At 48.5% G+C, this 18,180-nt stretch carries 17 protein-coding genes and 1 tRNA gene; 12 read left to right on the top strand and 6 right to left on the bottom strand.

The features are described from left to right. Positions 1 to 23: 23 nt before the first annotated feature. Positions 24 to 728 (bottom strand): LIC_20245 family lipoprotein, encoded by a 705-nt coding sequence (locus EHO61_RS12450; protein WP_135813911.1) that lies wholly within the window; start codon positions 726 to 728, stop codon positions 24 to 26. Between the two features lie 58 nt (positions 729 to 786). Between EHO61_RS12450 and EHO61_RS12445 the strand changes: the two genes are divergently transcribed. The 6 genes from EHO61_RS12445 to recJ all read left to right on the top strand — a co-directional run bounded on the left by EHO61_RS12445 (position 787) and on the right by recJ (position 6,534). Then, positions 787 to 1,569 carry an LIC11073 family putative lipoprotein gene (locus EHO61_RS12445; protein ID WP_135814214.1) on the top strand — a complete coding sequence of 261 codons (783 nt, stop codon included), beginning with the start codon at positions 787 to 789 and terminating at the stop codon, positions 1,567 to 1,569. Then, complete coding sequence (gene rsmI, locus EHO61_RS12440) at positions 1,566 to 2,315, top strand: 16S rRNA (cytidine(1402)-2'-O)-methyltransferase (RefSeq protein ID WP_135813910.1); 750 nt, start codon at positions 1,566 to 1,568, stop codon at positions 2,313 to 2,315. The genes EHO61_RS12445 and rsmI overlap by 4 nt, the downstream gene beginning before the upstream one ends. A 12-nt stretch (positions 2,316 to 2,327) precedes the next feature. Beyond that, a complete protein-coding gene (locus EHO61_RS12435; protein WP_135768349.1) occupies positions 2,328 to 2,651 on the top strand; it encodes a flagellar biosynthesis anti-sigma factor FlgM in 324 nt (107 codons plus the stop codon). An 86-nt stretch (positions 2,652 to 2,737) separates the two neighbouring features. Then, positions 2,738 to 3,907, top strand: coding sequence for an iron-containing alcohol dehydrogenase (locus tag EHO61_RS12430; protein WP_135813909.1), 1,170 nt, complete (start codon positions 2,738 to 2,740; stop codon positions 3,905 to 3,907). Between the two features lie 398 nt (positions 3,908 to 4,305). Then, a complete protein-coding gene (locus EHO61_RS12425) occupies positions 4,306 to 4,626 on the top strand; it encodes a bactofilin family protein (RefSeq protein WP_135813908.1) in 321 nt (106 codons plus the stop codon). Between the two features lie 3 nt (positions 4,627 to 4,629). Next, complete coding sequence (gene recJ / locus EHO61_RS12420) at positions 4,630 to 6,534, top strand: single-stranded-DNA-specific exonuclease RecJ (RefSeq protein WP_135813907.1); 1,905 nt, start codon at positions 4,630 to 4,632, stop codon at positions 6,532 to 6,534. On the opposite strand, the gene pcnB is transcribed toward recJ, so the two are convergent. Next, complete coding sequence (pcnB, locus tag EHO61_RS12415; RefSeq protein ID WP_135813906.1) at positions 6,531 to 7,991, bottom strand: polynucleotide adenylyltransferase PcnB; 1,461 nt, start codon at positions 7,989 to 7,991, stop codon at positions 6,531 to 6,533. The genes recJ and pcnB overlap by 4 nt on opposite strands. A 58-nt stretch (positions 7,992 to 8,049) precedes the next feature. On the opposite strand from pcnB, the gene EHO61_RS12410 reads away from it, so the two are divergent. Continuing rightward, positions 8,050 to 9,066, top strand: coding sequence for a M23 family metallopeptidase (locus tag EHO61_RS12410; protein WP_135813905.1), 1,017 nt, complete (start codon positions 8,050 to 8,052; stop codon positions 9,064 to 9,066). A 76-nt stretch (positions 9,067 to 9,142) separates the two neighbouring features. Continuing rightward, positions 9,143 to 10,117, top strand: a complete 975-nt coding sequence (locus tag EHO61_RS12405; protein ID WP_135813904.1) for a prolipoprotein diacylglyceryl transferase — start codon at positions 9,143 to 9,145, stop codon at positions 10,115 to 10,117. Between the two features lie 34 nt (positions 10,118 to 10,151). On the opposite strand, the gene EHO61_RS12400 is transcribed toward EHO61_RS12405, so the two are convergent. Beyond that, positions 10,152 to 11,528, bottom strand: a complete 1,377-nt coding sequence (locus EHO61_RS12400) for a protein-disulfide reductase DsbD family protein (RefSeq protein WP_425460352.1) — start codon at positions 11,526 to 11,528, stop codon at positions 10,152 to 10,154. 321 nt (positions 11,529 to 11,849) lie between these two features. Here EHO61_RS12400 and EHO61_RS12395 point away from each other — a divergent pair, with 321 nt between their 5' ends. Further along, positions 11,850 to 12,614 (top strand): hypothetical protein, encoded by a 765-nt coding sequence (locus tag EHO61_RS12395; protein ID WP_135813902.1) that lies wholly within the window; start codon positions 11,850 to 11,852, stop codon positions 12,612 to 12,614. 124 nt (positions 12,615 to 12,738) lie between these two features. Here the strand turns inward: EHO61_RS12395 and glnA are convergent, their stop codons facing one another. After that, a complete protein-coding gene (gene glnA, locus EHO61_RS12390) occupies positions 12,739 to 14,160 on the bottom strand; it encodes a type I glutamate--ammonia ligase (protein ID WP_135813901.1) in 1,422 nt (473 codons plus the stop codon). Positions 14,161 to 14,480: 320 nt separating this feature from the next. On the opposite strand from glnA, the gene EHO61_RS12385 reads away from it, so the two are divergent. The 3 genes from EHO61_RS12385 to EHO61_RS12375 all read left to right on the top strand — a co-directional run bounded on the left by EHO61_RS12385 (position 14,481) and on the right by EHO61_RS12375 (position 16,197). Next, positions 14,481 to 15,698 carry a hypothetical protein gene (locus EHO61_RS12385; protein ID WP_135813900.1) on the top strand — a complete coding sequence of 406 codons (1,218 nt, stop codon included), beginning with the start codon at positions 14,481 to 14,483 and terminating at the stop codon, positions 15,696 to 15,698. A gap of 105 nt (positions 15,699 to 15,803) precedes the next feature. Beyond that, a tRNA-Met gene (locus EHO61_RS12380) sits at positions 15,804 to 15,880 on the top strand. 17 nt (positions 15,881 to 15,897) lie between these two features. Beyond that, a complete protein-coding gene (locus EHO61_RS12375) occupies positions 15,898 to 16,197 on the top strand; it encodes a Cys-rich protein (RefSeq protein ID WP_135813899.1) in 300 nt (99 codons plus the stop codon). A 57-nt stretch (positions 16,198 to 16,254) separates the two neighbouring features. Here EHO61_RS12375 and thiH read toward each other — a convergent pair whose 3' ends face one another. Further along, complete coding sequence (gene thiH, locus EHO61_RS12370) at positions 16,255 to 17,379, bottom strand: 2-iminoacetate synthase ThiH (protein WP_135813898.1); 1,125 nt, start codon at positions 17,377 to 17,379, stop codon at positions 16,255 to 16,257. After that, a complete protein-coding gene (locus EHO61_RS12365; protein ID WP_135813897.1) occupies positions 17,360 to 18,175 on the bottom strand; it encodes a thiazole synthase in 816 nt (271 codons plus the stop codon). The genes thiH and EHO61_RS12365 overlap by 20 nt, the downstream gene beginning before the upstream one ends. Positions 18,176 to 18,180: the final 5 nt, after the last annotated feature.

Genomic DNA, 18,180 nt, shown 5'->3' with positions numbered 1-18,180 from the left:
TCCGGAATTCTCCGAAAACCGGATCACTGCCCCATTTCGTCGAAGGCTTTCTTTTTGTCCCGCTGCACTTGTTCGAATTGCTGCACCATGGATTGGCGTATCGTCTCCAATTTTTTTTCCTGTTCGTCGTCCCCGGAACCTTTTTGTAAATCCACCAGATAGTTGACTATGTCCAAACGATCCTTGGCCTGCTTTTCTATAAAATCGTAATACGTTACCGTCTGTTCCTGGGAAGCGGTCCGACTCATAACCGCACGAGTCGCATCCGAAACTCTTTGCTCGAATTGTTTTTTCTGCTCTTTTTCCGCCGGACTTAATTTCACCGGGATGAGGGAGTTCCCGGGAAAACGTTCTTTCAATTGCTGGAAGCGATCCATCTCTTCATTGGTATAAGGTTTTCCGGTTTGAGGATTGACGGGATTGTCCGCGTCGGCCGCATCCTCATTGCGTTCCTGGGGTGAACCTGATTTTTCGCTTTCTACATATTCCCCCTTTCCCGAACGAAAAAAATCGGAATCGAAAACGGATCCTGCCGGTCCGGAATTTCCCCCCGAACGATCGGAAGACCGGGAACCGCCTCCGCCTAAGAGACTGGCCACCGCGTCCGCCTCCCCTTTTTTTCGATCGGACCCTCCGCCGTCCTCTCCTCCGGAAAAAAGGAAAACCAATAATAAAATGAAAACTATGATAAAGCCGCCGATGAATAGAATCTTACGTATGCCGTTCAAGACGATAGCCTCCGTATTTTTTAGTTGTAAGACCGTCCTTAGGGTGAATCCTATCCCTGTGGGTCGTATTTCGGGGATCTCATACAGCTGCTATACGGGCAACCTAAAAACCCGACGGATTGGCAGTGCACTCTTCTCTCTTCTTTTCCTCCTTCTATCGAATGGATGCGGAACGAACACCGAAGTAGCCCAATCTCCTTTCGTTTTTCTGACTCCGGTTACTGTCCCCCAAGTCTATAGCGTTCAAGCTACGAATCCGGGGATGGATAATTATTTTAACGTTATCGATCCCTTGTATTCCATCAATTATGCGAATTACAAGCCGAACTATCTCTTGAAATATTTCGTTACGAACTTGGAACCACAGTTTGTAGGATACAACCTGTACATCACCGCCGCCACCCCGTCCATCGCGGAAACTTCCACTAGCGGAGGATTGTATTTGGTGAACGGAACGCAACCTTCCTTTCCGCAATTAGCGATTCAGGATTCCACTACGACCCCGGTTATCCAGAGGGTCCAAAACTTCGTCCCTCCCCCCGGAATCACCTCTTTTCAAAAATGCGAAGTATATACTTTTACGCTAAGGGCGCTATTGAATTCCGGGGTTTTGTCCAACCAATCGACCCCGGTATCGCGCTGCAGTTCCTTGCAACCTGCTTTAGAATGCGGGACGGATACCAGTTGCAACCCTTCTTACTGCCAAGACCCCGCATGTATCGCATCCGTACAGGCCACTTGTTCCGTAGGAACCATATGCAATCCTTGTAATTATCCAAGCGTGGCCAAAATCGGTTGCCCTTGCCCTTCCGGCGTTCTTCCCCCCGGCTGCAACCTATGAGCCTCTCCTGGGATTCCAGGTTCAAAGTCCAGCCGGGCACGGCATACGTGGTTGCCACTCCCATCGGTAATCTGGAAGACATTACATTACGAGCGATAGAAGTTCTGAAGCAAACGGACCAAGTCTATTGCGAAAACGCGGCTTACAGCAAACGACTCTTCCTGGCCTTCGGAATTTCCACACCTTGCCGGACCTTGTACAAAGATCAATCGGAACATCCTTTCGCGAACGTGATCTCCGACCTCCGTTCCGGACAAACCTTGGCCTTGGTTTCGGACGCCGGAACCCCCGGAGTGTCCGACCCCGGTTCCCAGTTGGTCCGGGTGTTAAGAGAAAACGAAATTCCTGTGGTTCCGATCCCCGGAGCAAGCGCCCTTACCGCGCTTTTGTCAGTTTCCGGCTGGCAGGTCCAACCCACCCTTTTTCTGGGATTTCTCTCCGAAAAAAAAGGGAAAAAAAGGAACCAATTGAAGGAATGGGAATCGTTCGAAGGGGTACTTGCCGTCTTCGAGTCCGTCCATAGAATCAAGGATACTCTGCTCGCTGCACGGGAAATTTTCCCCCAATCTCCCATTCTGGTAGGGAGAGAATTGACGAAATTGCACGAGGAAATCCTGAAAATCGACCCTGAGCAGGACCTCGAGACCCTAAAATTCGCGGAAAAAGGGGAATTTGCTATCTTAATCCTAGGAAAACCTAAAAAAATGCTTAACGGACGTGTCGGGGTTGCCGATACTTTCAAGTAAGAGGGAAAACCAATGACCATTGACAAAATAGGCGGCATCAGTGGCGGTTCCTACGAGCCTCGTAAACCGACTCCTGTAAGGAAAAACGAAGCCAAAGAATCTTTCGATAATATATCCATATCTGATACTGCTAAGCAAAAGGCTTCTGAAGCCCGTTTACAGGCCGAAGTCCAGGCAATCTCCCAAAAGATCGCTTCTTCCCCTATAGATTCAGAGCGTTCCGCCAAGCTGAAGGAAGTTAAAGAAAAGCTAAAGAATGGTGATTACGATTCTCTTAGCCCCGAAATTCTGAACGCGGTTGCGGATCGGATCGCCGAGTCTTTTCTCGGACGTTGATTTAACCTGATTTCCCGGAATAAAATCCCTTGCATTCCGGGTTCTATTCCGCCCCTTCCCAACCCTAAATAACGGGAGGACCGCAGGTGCCGATACTCCCCGATTGGATTAATTTCAGTTTTCCCACAAAAGTGCATTTTGAAGCCGATTGCGGCTTCAAAATGGGCAGTTTTATCAAGAACATAGGAACTAGGGCAGTGATACTTTCCACTCAGACCGAGTTGGAAAACATGGACGAATTCTCCATCATCAAGACTTCTCTGGAAAAGCATATCGACGGAGTCATCCTGTACGATAATATCGAAAAAGAACCTACGTTAAAGGAATTGGATACCGCGGCCTACTTCGCGAGAATTTCCAACGCGAATTGTATCATCGGTTACGGTTCCTATGAAAGTTTGAACGCCGCAAAGCTGGTTTCGGTACTGGCCAACAGCGATTCTTTTGCGGAAGAGATATTTATCTCCAAACGCGGGCCGAAACTAAAGAAGCCCATTCCTACGGTTTTGATTCCCACCCACCCCATTATGGGTTTAGAATGTTCTCCCATTGCCACGATCTACACGGACGAAGACAGAACGGTCCGTTACTTTACCCATGAGAATTTATTTCCCGAGCTGGTGATTGCGGACGCGAAGATCGGCGCCTTTATGACTTCTGCCGACGTGGCAAAGGTAGGAGTCGGAATTTTGGCGGCCGCAGTGGACAGCATTCTTTCCAAATACTCGAACGAACTCACGAACTCCTCCTCATTAAGGGCGATAGAACTCATATATAAGAACCTGGTTCCGGCGATTCGCGATCCTAAGAATCTACAATACAGGAATTCCATCTTTGGAGCCAGCATTTTGGTCGGGATGTCCCATTCTTCCAGTTCATTAGGATTATGTTATGCACTTTCTCTAGCGGCCTCCAATCTGACTAATCTGGACATTTTCCAAGCCATGTCCATTCTTCTCCCTCACGTCATGGAATACAACCTCACATCCTCGGCCGGTAAATATGTGCTGATCGCCAAAGCTTTGGACGAGGACATCACGAATATCTCGGTGATCGAGGCCGCTATCAAAGCAGTCGAAGGAATCAGAAAGATTTATATAGAACTTCGCATTCCGCAAAGACTCTCGGAATACGAAGTGCGAAAAATAGACCTGCCAGGGATCGCAAGTTTGGCTTCTTCCTTTCCTTTTTTAGACTGCCTCCCGCGGGAATTGCCCAAAAACGAAATCGAAACGATTTTAGTTGCAGCGTTCTGAGGAAGGGTTTCACAAGGAGATCGTCGGGACTAGGACTGTGCTAGGGGATTTTTTTGGCGGCCCCCACCCAGGTTCGGGTGGAGGCGGTGGGCTCGTGGGCAATTCCGCCCGTTTCTCTATCACAAAAAGATCATACCGACAACCTTTTTTTGCGCTACTTTCATGCAGGAGGTCCTGCAAACAATTTTTACCAAAAAAGGTTTACTGAAAAAGGAATTCATGCTAAGCGCGTTGGGTCGTCGCTTCGGGGTACCACCGCACCGGCCCCCGCCCAAAGAGGGCGGGGGCCATCCCCCAAAAAAACACCCCCACCCGAGCGAATCCAGGAACTGAAGAAAAAGAAACTAAAACCGGGAAAAACATTTGAAAGGGGCCCCCAAAAAATCAGAATGGAAACAATGAACGAAGAATCTATCGACACTGTAATCGGAGACGACATCCAATTCAGGGGTAAACTCCGATTTAACAATGCTCTTAAAATCAAAGGGGCCTTTAAAGGAACGATAGAAACGACCGGAACATTAGTCATCGGAGAAACGGGACAAGTCGAGGCGGATATCGAAACCGGCACTCTTGAGGTGGAAGGCGACCTCAAAGGAAACATCAACGCTGCCCAAAAAATCTCCGTCCGAAAAACCGGTAAAATCGTGGGAGATGTCAGAACTCCCGATCTGGAAGTCGAGTCCGGGGCGAAGTTCAGCGGAAACTGCATCATGTAGCCCATGCCGAAACATGGCCCTTCCCTTTCCGACCTTCCTCTTTCGAATCTTTCCGGCTTAAGCCCTCTTCAGTCCTTTCTATTATTGTCCCGTTTTCAGGACGGGAAACCGACGCCCACGCGACTCAGTCCTAGATTCGAAGACTTACCTTCTCCTTTCTTGTTGCCGGATATGGAGAGCGCTCTCGAGCTTTTAAAGCAATCCGTTCGGGAAAAAAAATCCATCCTACTTTTCGGAGATCGTGATAGCGACGGAGTCAGTTCCACGAGTCTATTGGGAAATTTTCTAAAAAAAATCCATACGGGAAAATTGACGATTAAGACTTCAAGCGAAGAAGATTACGGTCTTTGTCCTCCGGCCATGAAGTTCGTTCGGGAAGTGAAACCGGATCTGCTCATCACGTTGGATTTCGGCACTAGCAATAACTTCGAAATCGAGGAATTGAATTCCGAAGGGATGCAAGTGATCGTCTTGGATCATCACGAGATTCCGGAGAAGATTCCCACTACTTGTAAGTTGGTTTCGCCTAAAAGAATCGATTCCATTTATCCTTACGAGAAAATCTGTACGTCCGTTCTGGCCTGGAAACTTATTACCGCGTGGCTGTATGATTCGTTGGAAAAATCCGGCGAGTACGTTTGGGTCCGCGACGGAGAAACATTATTCGAAGGATCTTTGGTCCGAAAAGGGATCCTACTTTTCCGAGGGGAAAGATCGGTCGCAGAAAATCTATTTCCCTTTCCCTTTCGGGAATGGCCTACTGCTATCGAAGGGGAATATCCTGAAAGATCCGTGTTTGTTTCCCAATTATCCGAATCTCCGGATATCTGGGAGGAAGTCAGACAAAATCTGGACTTGGCCGCAATAGGTACGATTACCGACATGATGCCTCTGACGGGCGAGAACCGGATCATCGTTCAAAAAGGTTGTAGCGCCTTGCAGAAACTCCTCTCGGGAATCGATTCGCACCGCGCCGGATTGAAGCAGCTGATGAAGCGCTTGGATTTAAATCCGAAAAAAATTTCTGCGAGAGATTTGGGTTGGAGTATCGGCCCCGCTTTGAACGCGGCGGGAAGGATGGGCAAGACCGAGACCGCGTTAAAGCTTCTGCTAAGCGAATCGGATCGGGAAGCGGAATCTTGGGCCGCCGACCTCTTGAAATTGAACGAAGAAAGAAAGGAACGGACCAAACGCAATTTATTTCGAGTAGAAGGATTCCTGAAACGCAAGAAAGAAAGGACGGAACGTCCCGTACTTTTTTGCTACGAACCCGACTTCGAACCCGGCGTTTCCGGAATCGTAGCAACTCGACTCGTGGAGCAGTACAGAAGGCCGGTCATCTTCATCGCCCCCGATCACGGCCATGCGAAAGGAAGCATCCGTGCGTATGGAGCGGAGAACGTTCTAAATCTCCTAAAGAAAGCGGAACCGATTTTTAAGCAATTCGGCGGTCATAAAGAGGCGGGCGGATTCTCTCTTCCGATAGATAAAATTCCTCAGCTTGCCGAAATCCTTTTCCAGGAGGCCGATGGGTGGCTTAAGGAAGAAAAGGAAAGCAGTTCCCTTTCGGAGGAAGAAAGCGTCGTCAGCCTCCAGCCTATCGAACTGGGCCCCGGAATATACGATGAATTGGGGATATTCGAACCGTTCGGTCAGGGAAATCCCGTTCCGATTTTATCCGTGAGGGCGGCCAAAGTACTTTCGTACAGACCGCTTTCCGAAGGAAAGCACGCAAAATTCAAAATCCTTTCCGCACCGGATTCGGTTCATTTCATCGTATGGAACAAGGCGAATGAGTTCTCCGAAATTCTCAGATCCAAAGGAGTCCTGGATCTCTGGGGGTATCTTGAGGAAAACACGTTCCGTTCCAAGACAACCCTGCAATTCGTGGTCACTGCTTTCGCTTAAACGTCGTCGTTCTGAGAAGAATCAGACTGTCCTTCCTCGTAATTTCTGTCCGAATTTTCGGCCAACTTATCTTCCGAGGAACCCCCTTGCGATTTCCGGTTCCTCTCGCGGCGTGGTCTCCCTTTAAAATCGATTCCGTCCCGTCTATGGTTTCGGGAAGGCTTTCCCTCTTTTTTTCCGGACGGCAAAACCGGTCTTTTGCGTACGGAGATTTCCCAAAAGAAGGCGCATTGCAGGGCCTTGTCGTTATTGTCCGCTATCGCATTTATTTTGAACACGTAAAAGGCGTCGTAAAAGAAATCCTTCTTACGGAAAAAGTTGTTTTGGGAGGCCTTTTCGTCTTCGGTGTGGTAAAACCTATCCTGAGAAGCAAAAACCTTAATCAACCTTTCCTTGTCTTTCTTCGGAGTTCCTAACCTTTGAAAAATCGGTTCCATAGCGCTTTTCAAAGAGGCGACCAAATGGCCTCCCTTTTTGAGGATCGCATCCTGCACGATATCCGAAAAAATTAATGCGTAGAAAATCTGGGGAGTGAGTTCCTCTCTTTCCGATAGTAGCTTGTCGGCGATCGCAAGGCGCTTCCCCACTCTGGTTTGTAAAAACTTCTCTCCGAAGTCTGCATCCCTCTTCTTTTCCTTTTCGAATGCTTCCTTAAACAGGACGTCTAAAAGATGGTTCTGTGCCATCCCCTGAAATATGAGAGAGGTCTTCCATGTGCGGAAGATCTTATTGTATTCCTCCAACATTCTGGAACTTGAAGCTTTTTCCAATTCGGAAACGTTCTTTTTAATCGACTTGGAAGTTCCCTTATCGATCTTCAATCCCAAAAGAACCGCAAACTTTACGGCGCGTAGCATTCGAACAGGATCTTCTCGGAAAGAAATTTCCGGATTCCCGATCACTCTTAGTTGACGGTTTCTTATATCGTCGTATCCGCCGACGTAATCTACGATGGAATCGTTTCGAATATCGTAATAAAGCGCGTTGATCGTAAAGTCGCGGCGAGCGGCGTCTTCCTGCGGGGTTCCGAACTTATTGTCCCGCTTGATCAGATAATCCTGCTCTTCGTCGTGTTTACCGAAACGGTGTTCGGGAAGGGACCGGAAGGTGCTCACTTCGATTACCTTTCCGCGGAATAGGATATGAACGATTTTGAAACGACGACCGATGATTCTACAGTTATTAAAGATTTTCTTAATTTGATTCGGAGTAGCGTTAGTCACCACGTCGAAATCCTTCGGCTTACGCTCCAGAAGAAGATCCCGCACTCCGCCACCGACGATATATGCTTTATATCCGAATTTGTGTAGTCGATGGATGATTTTTACTGCATCCTCATCAATCATATTCTTACGGATAGGATGGGCGTCGCGATAATATCTCTTTCCTTCCGGGTAAATTAGAATGTCGTCGACGGATCCTATTTTTTTCTTGAATAGATTGGACAGAAATTTCATATGATAGGATGTACAGTCCTATAATCCCCCTCGGATCCCTACCTGCAAGTAAAAATCTATGAACATCGAGGCAAAGTTCGAAGACCAACCGAGTTATCGCGAGAGACTGAAAATTTTCTATCTTCGCGCTCGTTCGAACTGGGCGAGATTTCGGGACAAAGGCTCGCGAAAAATTTCCGTGCTCCTCGTTCCCCACGACCAAGAAGCGGTCTTAAATCTGGAAGTCAGCGTGTTCATGGCGATTTTTTTGGCCGTTCTCGCCGGAGTGCTTTTCTTACTGGCTGCCGCTTTCGTGATCTACATGAATTTCTTTTTCGAGCCCGACAAGGAATTGATTAAAAAAACGGACAACAACGTAGGACTCTTTCTTTACTACGACTCCTTGCTAAAGGATGCGAAAAAAGAAATTTCCGGATTGGAACGAAAGACGGAACAGCTGAACCTTGTGGCCTGGGACGAAGTTCCTTGGAAGCGCATTCTTACTTTCGACTATGTACCCGAGTTCAGCTTGAAAAAGCAAATACCGGAATCGTCGACTAACATGAATTTGTATCAGGATACGGTGGAAGGATTTGCGGAACGCAACATAGAACTTTTCAAGATCAAGCACGCCTTCCAAAACGCATTCGATTATCTGGAGGAAAGGGAATCCATTCTCTATGCGATGCCCCGAGGACGACCTTTAAAACCGGGAGTGGGCTTCGTCACTTCCACGTTCGGAGGTAGGGTGGATCCTTTCGGCCTGGTCCCTCTGGGTGAATTTCATTCGGGAATCGATTTTGCGGCCGGAGAAGGAACTCCTATTTACGCCACCGCTCCCGGAGTCGTCGTAGATAACGGACAGTCCGCAGGCGGATTGGGACGTAGCATTCGCATCAATCATTTGAACGGATTTTATACCGTCTACGGACATTGTTCCCAGATTTTGGTGTCTAAGGATCAGATCGTGAATCGCGGAGATCTGATCGGACTCGTGGGATCCACCGGAAAAGCGACGGGACCTCACGTGCACTACGAAGTGCATATCGGTTACGATCCCTCTATGGATCCTGCGGAATTCGTAAATATGGAATGACCGCTGCGATCTCGAAATTCCTCCCGTTTCGAGAAAGAAAAATTACAAGGAAAGATACAAATCCAAAGTAGGTAATATGTTCGAAGTTATCCCCGTACCCAAATGGCTCATGAGCTTTGTTCAGGAGTATATCAGCAGAGACTGGCATGGATTGTCCACGTTCAGCCTTTTAGTCGTACTCGCGTTTTTAGCCGCCTCCTATCTTCTGCCTAAGGAGCTGGAACGCAGAGGTTTGGAACCGGAGCATTCGGACTGGCTGCTCATTCTGGCCGTCATCGGAACTCTGGTAGGAGCTAAGATATTCTTCATCTTCGAGATCTGGGACCAAGTCTTCGTGGAGACTCCGGGCTTCGACGGAAAATACCTGTACCCCATAACCCATTATAATGGCTTTCCGGGAAGACCGGGTTTATGGAGCAGCCTTTTTTCCGGTAGCGGCTTGGTCTTTTACGGCGGCTTCCTTTTCGGGCTTTCCTTCGTTACTATCTATGTAATGAAGCACAAACTGGACGTGAAAGCCTATTTGGACGCGGCGGTTCCGAGCATGGCGATCGGTTACGCCATCGGTCGCCTAGGTTGTTTCGTTTCCGGAGACGGGTGTTACGGCTTTGCGACGGACGTGAGAATTCCCTTACTTGTATTCAATTACGACGGAGCTCATCCTTCCGGCGTTCCTGTCTGGAACACTCCTATCATGGAATCCGCGGTTTCTTTTCTATATTTCGCGTATTTCCAAGGATGGGCAAGATTCCGGAATTTCCGTAAATTCAGCTTGGGAGCACAGTACCTGATTCTGCACGGAATCGCGAGGTTGAGCGTGGAATTCCTAAGAGTCAACAAAGCGGTGATTCCTTTTACGGAGCCTCCAAAATTGGTGAATATTCCTGCGGCGGACGGAAATCCCGAATTTCTCACAAGCTATTATTGGCACGGATTCTCCCAATCACAATACGTTTCCATCGCCCTGATTCTAGCTGGGATCTACTTCATGGTTCGGTGGAAGCTTTGGGAAAAAGAAACCGAGCCGGTCTCCGCGACAGTCCGCGCTTAACGAAAAAAAGGGACTCCGACAACGGAGTCCCTTTTCATTCTTCCATCTTTGCCTGAACGGATTCTCCTCGGAGAGTCCGGATCATTTCCGGAATGTTCAAGTAGTTATTCGTCTTATACAAAACCGTTCCGGTGGAAGAAAAAATCACGAAGAAGGGCAATCCGATTTTGAGTTCCGGAAACCTGGGATCGTCCTGAAATTTCGGAAAAATATGGTCGTCGTCCTTTATCTTTAAGAGCACTGCTTTGTTCAGTACTTCGTTCAATTCCGGATCGGAAAGAGTGAGGTCCTCGAACTCCCTACAATTCGTACACCAATCCGCATAAAAATCCACGAATAAAAGGCGACCCTCCGACTTCGCAAGTTGGAATGCAGCTTCGGAAGTCCGGTGCCAACCTAGATTTCCGTGCGTTTCTATCGGATCCGCGTGCAAGGATGCGGGGGATTTTCCCCATCCTACAAAATGAATTAAAATCGAAAGCGATACGATTGCACCAGACAACAAGAGGGCCTTCTTCATTTTTTCCGTTTTAGGAAGCGCCTTACTTTGGTAAAAAAAGCACGCGGCCAAAATTCCCAGAGCGATCGCCAACACACCTAAACTGGAAATACGATCCATCCCCCAGAGCTTCATCGCCTTATCGTAATACATCCAAGCGAAATAAAATACGACTCCTCCGAGTGCGAACTGGATCCATTTCATCCACTTACCGGATTTCGGTAAGTGGAGACCGAACACTCCGATCAATAAAAAAGGAATCCCCAGACCGAGACCGAACAAGCTCATTTTCAGAGAGGCTAAGGCCAAAGAAGAGGCGGAAACTTCCCCCACTCCCGCGGATACCTGGATCAGTATGGCCACGACGACCGGACCCACGCAAGGAGAAGACAAAAAGCCGGCACCCATTCCCAAAAAGAAGGTTCCCTTCCACCCGGGAAGCTTCTTATCCTCTTTCGAATAAAACGTAGGGAGACGGATCAGATTTATGGAACCCATCGCTAAGAGAAAGATCAGAACGGAAAGGAATAGGTTCGTGACCGGAAACCGTAGGATCGTATTGAAGGCCCCTCCGGTAAGTCCGGCCAAAAGACCGAAGCAAAGGTACATGAAGGCGAGTCCGAAATAATACAGAAACGGGTGGAGGATCTTGCTCTTTCCGCATTCCCCCCGATTCTGTATGATCCCGACCGTGATCGGATACAAAGGATACACGCAAGGCAGAAGGCTCGCCAAAAAACCGCCGGCAAAAAGAAAAAAAGCCCCGAAAACGGTAAAAGAGGAATGGTCGACGCCAGATTCTATCCACCGGTTCAAAGACTGTAGGGTTCCTCCGGAAGAGAAACTTTCAGCAAAGAGGGGTGTGGAAAAAAGAAAAGGGAACTGTAAAAAAAAGACTCTGGAAAGTTTCACATTCTGTATCACTCGAAATCCACTCGTCCGCCGTCGCTTCCAGAATATTTATTCCGTAAAAGGCAGGTTCTTTCCATTGTTTTTCCCACCTAGATACCGACAAACGTCTCTTGGGTCAATTCGGAATCCCGACCGATTTCCCTCCGTCCTAACAGTTGGACTGGATTCGGAAAAGAATGGCCGCAAAAAGGGTTTCCGGTCTCATTGATTTTTGTTTCCAACGGAAAAAACCGAGCCTACTTGTTCAAGAACACTGGCTACGCCCTTTCCGGTCCCTTTTTGAGGTTTTAGCCCGACACGATTTTGCCGATAGAAATCCTAATGAAGGGGAAATTTCCGACCAAGAAGTCGACGGGAGCAGTTTTAGTTTTGCTGGCTCTGATCCTATCGGGAAATTCCGGACTTTCGCCCGTCCCGGTTTCGATCAGCACGGAACCTGACCTGGACTACAATTACGAATACGAAAAAAACGGACCGTATACGAAATTCTCGGATTGGGTTCCGTACAAACTACACAAATGGGAACCGAAGTTTCTGGAAGATTACTACGAAATGTACGGTTTGAAGCTGCATTACAAGGAAAACGAACTCCGTAGAAACATATTCTTCCTCAAGGCGGGCCTGAACCTAAGATTCCGTCACCCTCGAAACGCGCTCTGCCAGGTGAAAAACGAAGAAGAATACCATAAGTACCGGTTGCTTCTCTTCATGCATATAAACCTTCAGATCATGCGGTCCTATATGCGCATCGCATCCCAATTCGATAAAAGACACCTCTACTTCTACAATCTGGACTTCGCACATGAACTCAAACAATCCTTCGAAGTCGCGGACGGATTCTATCGGGAGGCGGTTCCCTATTGGGAAAAAGCAGTTCGATATGCGGACGAGGCCTCGGAAGTGGATTCGGATTTGGATCTAGGAACCATGGAAACGGAAAGGTACGAGATCATTACGGGAAAACTTGATTTCGGAAAAGTCATTTCGGATCATCGAGGCAGACTGGAGAAAAAAAGAGCCACAGTAAAGGAATACTTGGTCAAGTATCCGGAAGCGGATAAACCCAATCTGGACCAGATCCCCTAATTTCCCGCGTCCGAAAGCGCGAAATACAAGCACGGGACTTCCGCAAAAACGAAAAGCGAGCCGTTAAAACAAAAAACCCCGGAAAAAATATCCGGGGTTTTTTGCCTCTGCTTTTTCTTTCCGATCAGCAAGAGTAGGTGGTGAGAAACTCGAAGGGGTGCGGACGACCTTCCCAAGGCCAAATCTCGGTTTCGAATTTGTAAGCCTTGTAAGTTTGGATGAACTCTTCGGTAAACACGTTCCCTTTTTTGAAGATTTCCTTTCCGGCCAGCATGTGTTCGACCGCCTCTCTAAGAGTGTGAGGCATTTGCTGGATTCCCTTTTCGCGGATTTCGTCCAGAGTGAGCTCGAACAGGTCTTCTTCCCGTGGGGGTCCCGGATCGATCTTGTTCTGGATTCCGTCCAGTCCCGCCATGAGCATAGCGGAAAAAGCCAGGTAGGGGTTAGCGGAAGAATCCGGAAAACGGAACTCTACTCGCTTCGCTTTTTCTCCGCTTACGAAAGGAATACGAGCGCAAGCGGAACGGTTCTGAGCGGAATACGCCAAAATCGCGGGAGCTTCGAATCCTGGAAGTAAACGTTTGTAGGAGTTCGTGGAAGCGTTCGTCCAAGCTGCTACGGTTTTACCGTGCTTCAACACGCCGCCGGTATAATGAAGAGCGATGTCGCTCAATCCTTGGTAGCCGTTGCCCGCAAACAGGTTCTTTCCGTCTTTCCAAATGGACTGGTGGCAGTGCATTCCGTTACCGTTATCTCCGTAGAGAGGCTTGGGCATGAAGGTGGCAGTCTTTCCCCATTTATGAGCCACGTTCTTAACTACGTATTTCAGTTTTTGAACGTTATCTGCGGCTTCGATCAAGGTGCCGAATTTTACACCGATCTCTCCCTGGGCCTGAGCCACTTCGTGGTGGACCACGAACGTCTCCATTCCGATTTTATGAAGCGTTTTTACGATGTCCGCGCGTAGATCCACTTGTGAATCCACCGGAGCGACGGGGAAATATCCGCCCTTGGTTCCGGGACGGTGTCCGGTATTGATGGATCCGGGCATTTCGGTGTGGGAATTCCAAATTCCTTCGCTGGACTCCAGCTCATAATACTGGATATTGATTGCGTCGCGAACTTTCAATCCGTCGAAAATAAAGAACTCGTTTTCAGGTCCGAAATATACCGTATCACCGATTCCGCTGGATTGCAGGTATTGAACCGCTTTTTTAGCGATGGAACGAGGACATTTTTCGTACGGTTGGTTTTTATAAATATCCCAAACATCGCAGAAAACCACCAGAGTAGGATCTGCGGTAAACGGATCCAGGAAGATGGTGGTCGGATCGGGAATCAATTGCATATCCGATTTGTCGATCGGTTGCCAAGCTGGGATGGAACTTCCGTCAAAAGGAAGACCTTTCAGAGTGTCTTCGCCTACGGAATCCACATGGTAGGATACGTGGTGCCACGCGCCTTTGATGTCCGTGAACCGGAAGTCGTAAAATAGAATCTTATTCGCTTTAGCAAAAGCGATCACCTCTGCGGCATTTTTAGCCATTGATATGCGTCTCCTATGTTTTTCTACTAGGTGTCTCTAATTCACACGCCAAAAGCGTGATTCGTCAAAAGATATGCAAAAGCCGTGCCAAATAAAGCTCCGCTTTTCCTAGCCACTAGAATGCCTTTCCCGAAACCTTAACGAAAGAAAGGAAAGCTCTTCCTGCTCACGCTAAAAATCCTTGAAGTGGAGGCAATCAGGAAAAAACTCCTCACCAATGGTTTCCCTGGAATTTTCGAAAGTAAGAATCCGCTTGTCTTTTCACCTACACCTGTACCGTAATAGTACACTCCGCTCAAAACGTACTCATGGACTCCCCAATGAAGGTTGATTTCATTTTTCCTTCTCCGCAGGATCTGCCCGTTCGAACCGATTCGGAAGAGTCGAATTCTTTTCCACCTATACTTGCGGCGATGGAATGGGGAAAAGAAAACGGAGCGGATTCCGTTTCCTTTCTTCCGATCGGCACCGAAGGCTGGTCGGAAATTTCCCGTTGGGAAGAGTTTCCTCTCCGGACGGAAATCGTCCAAGCCGAGAAAGAGGTTTCGGACCTGCTTCCTCCTTTGGTTTTCCGAAATCGTCTTTTAGTATGGACTCGCAACCGGGAACAGGAAATCGCGGAAACCTTTTTTCTCGTCTCCGAGCAGCTAAGAAAATTCCGAGAGCAAGCGTCGGAGCTTTTGGAACTTCCGATCTCCCCCTTTCCGAAAGTGTCCTGGACGGAAGAGTCGGAAGGCACGTCCATCCTTTTGTCCGATCTGTGGGAATCCCGTAAAGGCTCTCTGATTCGATCCAAAGATTTTATCCTTCCCGAAGCCTTTCTATTTGCAAGCTCCGTTCGAAGAGAAAGAATTCCGGAAATCCGTTGGACGGAGTTGGAAGACAAAACGACCGTACTCGTCGGAGATTTTATTTCCCGAAGGAGCATAGGAAAATACGGGCACGTGATCCAGGCTCTCTTTTCCTCGGAAATCCCGGAAGAAAATCCGAATGTCAGAGCCTATCGGCCTAGGGAGATTTTTTCCGTTCCCTTTCAGCTTCTTCTATCCGCGGCAATTTCGGCCGAAGCTTGGGAAAGATTGGTGTCCTATTGTCTGGAAGAAAGACCGCATAAAGAGGACATCGCAGAAAGGTTGAAAACCTGGACGGAGAAGCAACCGGAAACGGAATTAGATTCCGGAATCCGTTCGCTCTTCGAGGAAAGAACCGTTTTGCTCGTGGATAAATTCACGGGTAGAAACGACAGAAGACTTCCTGCTTTTCTGGAGAAGGAATACCGTAAAACGGAAGAGATTCGAAAGCGGAAAAAGGAGACCAGATTACGGGAAATCGAAGAGGAACTTTTGCCTAGGCAATTGCTTCTTGTGGAAGCCCAGTCCAGGTTCGAAGTCTCACAGAACGATCAAAAAACATGGGATGAATTCGGGAACAAATGTAGACAAAAGCTGGAAAGCCTCTTGTCCGAGCAAAGGAATCTATCCAAGGAAAGTGACTCTTCCAACGGCAGAAAAGCGGAGGATTGGAACCATCTGGTTTGAATGCGGATTCGTCCCCTGTTTTCCCTCTGGAGAAATCTTTGACAAGCGGGGGATTCCGAAAAAAATGACGGAGAAGTCCGAAAAGACTTCATAGTAAGAAAAGACGGCGACGTAGCTCAGCCGGTTAGAGCAACGGAATCATAATCCGCAGGTCCGGGGTTCGAATCCCTGCGTCGCTACCACTTTTTAAGATAGGCCTATGAAAAAGAATCTGCTTTTCACCCTCCTTTTCTCCTTGTTCGTTTTGTTTGCCACCGCCAGTGCAAGCGCGCAAAATCCGGCTTGCGGACAGATTTGCGATTTCTACACGAACTGTGTGGAATCCCAAACAAAGAAGAAGCTGACTGCGGAAGAACGCCCCAAGGCGGCTGCAAGCTGTCTCGCAACCTGTCGCAAAAATTTTCCCGCAGTCACACAGTGTTATGAAAGCCACGCCAACCAATGCGTTCCTTTCAACAACTGTTTGATCAACGCATACAAAGCCAAAGAAAAGAAATAAGGAATTCGGCACCGCTTAAGGAATCGGAACATCCGATTCCTGGAAACGGTTTGAATCCTAGGCGCCGACCAAAAACCCCCGATCAAAATCCTTAAAGACCGGATCCAATCCCTTTTCGCGTAGCATGGCGAAGATTTCCGGGATCCTTCGAACGTCTTCGATTTCGAATTGTTTGAGTTCCGTTCCTCCGGAATACCCTCCCGGGTCCGTTCTGGATTCCACCGAGAGTTGAGTGACTACCATTCCGGCAAGATGGTCCCGCATTTTAGAGGACTCTCGGGTGGATTGCACGATCCCGGAATCCGGCAAAAACAATCTTAAGGCAAATAGGAATCGGACGAATTCCCGATCGGAAACGGGAAGGGTTTCATGAAAATCCCCTTCTGCCGGTCTCATTCTGGGAAGAGAGATTTGGACCGTGCTTCTCCAATATTTTTTGGAAATGTAGGAAGCGTGCTCTCCCAATTTGAACATTTCTCCGTACGGATTCGCAAGTCCCAAAAGCGCTCCCAAACCGATCTTCCTGAATCCGGCGGAACCTCCGCGGTCCGGCGCTTCCAATCTGTATCTCATGTTCTTCTTCATGCCTCGGAGGTGATAGGAAGAATATGCATCCGGGTCGTACGTCTCCTGGTAAACCACCAATCCCTCGACTCCCTCGGAGACCAGATCCGCATAGCCTTCCGTGTCGAGCGGATAGATCTCCATGGACACGGAATCGAAAAATTCCCGCAGAATGCGGACCGCATTTTTAATATATTCTAAATTCGTTTTGGAGTATTCCTCTCCCGTTAGAAAGAGAAGGTGACGGATCCCTTTTCCTCTCAGGATGCCGGCTTCTTTACGGATTTCCGATTCGTTTAACGTCCGCCGTGGAATCTTATTCTCGAAACTGAATCCGCAATAAACGCAGGAAGAACGACATTCGTTGGAAAGATACATGGGCATGAACAGGGAGACCGTATTTCCGAATCTCTTTCTCGTCCAGGACCTGGATAAGTTCGCCATTTCCTCCAAATACGAATCGGCCGCCGGAGAAACAAGAGCCAGATAATCCTCGAAACCGACGGCTCTCCCCGATGCCGACCGATCCAGCGCGAATTCCACATCCGTTTTCGTTTTGGACAGTACCCGAGTTACGGCTTCGGAAAAAGGAATGGAATCAAAAAGTTCCGTGTACATTACGATTTTCTTCTTCTAAAAATCCGGTCAAAGGGCTGGAAGCGGTAGCGGTTTTCCGCACCGCCGCTCTACCGGATCCGTACAGATGAGAGATCCTTCCCGCTTCCGTGGCGAGCCGGAATGCGAGTCCGATCTTTCCCGGGTCTTTTGCGATGGCGATTGCGGTGTTTACCAGGACGGCATCCGCACCCAGCTCCATTGCTTGTGCGGCGTGGGAAGGTTCTCCCAATCCTGCGTCCACGACGACAGGAACCCTGGATTGCTCGATGATGATTTCCAGATTGGCAAGGGTCTTAATCCCTTGGTTCGTTCCGATCGGAGAACCTAAGGGCATGACGGTCGCGCAACCCGCCTCCTCCAGATGTTTGCAAAGGATAGGATCCGCATTGATATAAGGCAATACGATAAAGCCGTCCTTTACGAGAATTTCCGCCGCCTTCAAGGTTTCGATCGGATCGGGCAAAAGATAAACCGGATCCGGCGTAACTTCCAACTTAACCCAATTCCCGGCACCCAACTCTCTCGCTAGGCGGGCCAATCGTACCGCCTCCTCGGCGTTTCTCGCTCCGCTAGTATTGGGAAGAAGTAGGACTTTCTTTCTATCGATATGGGAAAGGATATCGTCGGAAGCCGATTCCAGATCCACCCTTCTCAGAGCGACGGTTACGACTTCGGTTTCGGAGGAAAGTATGGCTTCCTCCATCGCCCGTCCGGAGGAGAATTTTCCCGTTCCCAGAAAAAGCCTGGAGCGAAAGGACCTCCCCGCGATGACAAGTTCGTCGGATTTCGGCTGCATCAAAA

Origin of the sequence: Leptospira fluminis (assembly GCF_004771275.1) — a bacterium.
In the GTDB taxonomy this organism is placed as follows: Bacteria; Spirochaetota; Leptospiria; order Leptospirales; family Leptospiraceae; genus Leptospira_B; species Leptospira_B fluminis.
The sequence above is the reverse complement of the archived record's forward strand: the minus strand, read 5'-3'. Positions and strand labels throughout refer to the sequence as shown.

Bases quoted from the DNA above. Each gene is read 5' to 3' on its own strand.
- glnA (WP_135813901.1), bottom strand. From the start codon at position 14,160: ATGGCTAAAAATGCCGCAGAGGTGATCGCTTTTGCTAAAGCGAATAAG.
- EHO61_RS12425 (WP_135813908.1), top strand. From the start codon at position 4,306: ATGAACGAAGAATCTATCGACACTGTAATCGGAGACGACATCCAATTC.
- EHO61_RS12435 (WP_135768349.1), top strand. From the start codon at position 2,328: ATGACCATTGACAAAATAGGCGGCATCAGTGGCGGTTCCTACGAGCCT.
- thiH (WP_135813898.1), bottom strand. From the start codon at position 17,379: ATGTACACGGAACTTTTTGATTCCATTCCTTTTTCCGAAGCCGTAACT.
- EHO61_RS12395 (WP_135813902.1), top strand. From the start codon at position 11,850: ATGAAGGGGAAATTTCCGACCAAGAAGTCGACGGGAGCAGTTTTAGTT.
- EHO61_RS12385 (WP_135813900.1), top strand. From the start codon at position 14,481: ATGAAGGTTGATTTCATTTTTCCTTCTCCGCAGGATCTGCCCGTTCGA.
- EHO61_RS12405 (WP_135813904.1), top strand. From the start codon at position 9,143: ATGTTCGAAGTTATCCCCGTACCCAAATGGCTCATGAGCTTTGTTCAG.
- pcnB (WP_135813906.1), bottom strand. From the start codon at position 7,991: ATGAAATTTCTGTCCAATCTATTCAAGAAAAAAATAGGATCCGTCGAC.
- EHO61_RS12365 (WP_135813897.1), bottom strand. From the start codon at position 18,175: ATGCAGCCGAAATCCGACGAACTTGTCATCGCGGGGAGGTCCTTTCGC.
- EHO61_RS12375 (WP_135813899.1), top strand. From the start codon at position 15,898: ATGAAAAAGAATCTGCTTTTCACCCTCCTTTTCTCCTTGTTCGTTTTG.
- rsmI (WP_135813910.1), top strand. From the start codon at position 1,566: ATGAGCCTCTCCTGGGATTCCAGGTTCAAAGTCCAGCCGGGCACGGCA.
- recJ (WP_135813907.1), top strand. From the start codon at position 4,630: ATGCCGAAACATGGCCCTTCCCTTTCCGACCTTCCTCTTTCGAATCTT.
- EHO61_RS12410 (WP_135813905.1), top strand. From the start codon at position 8,050: ATGAACATCGAGGCAAAGTTCGAAGACCAACCGAGTTATCGCGAGAGA.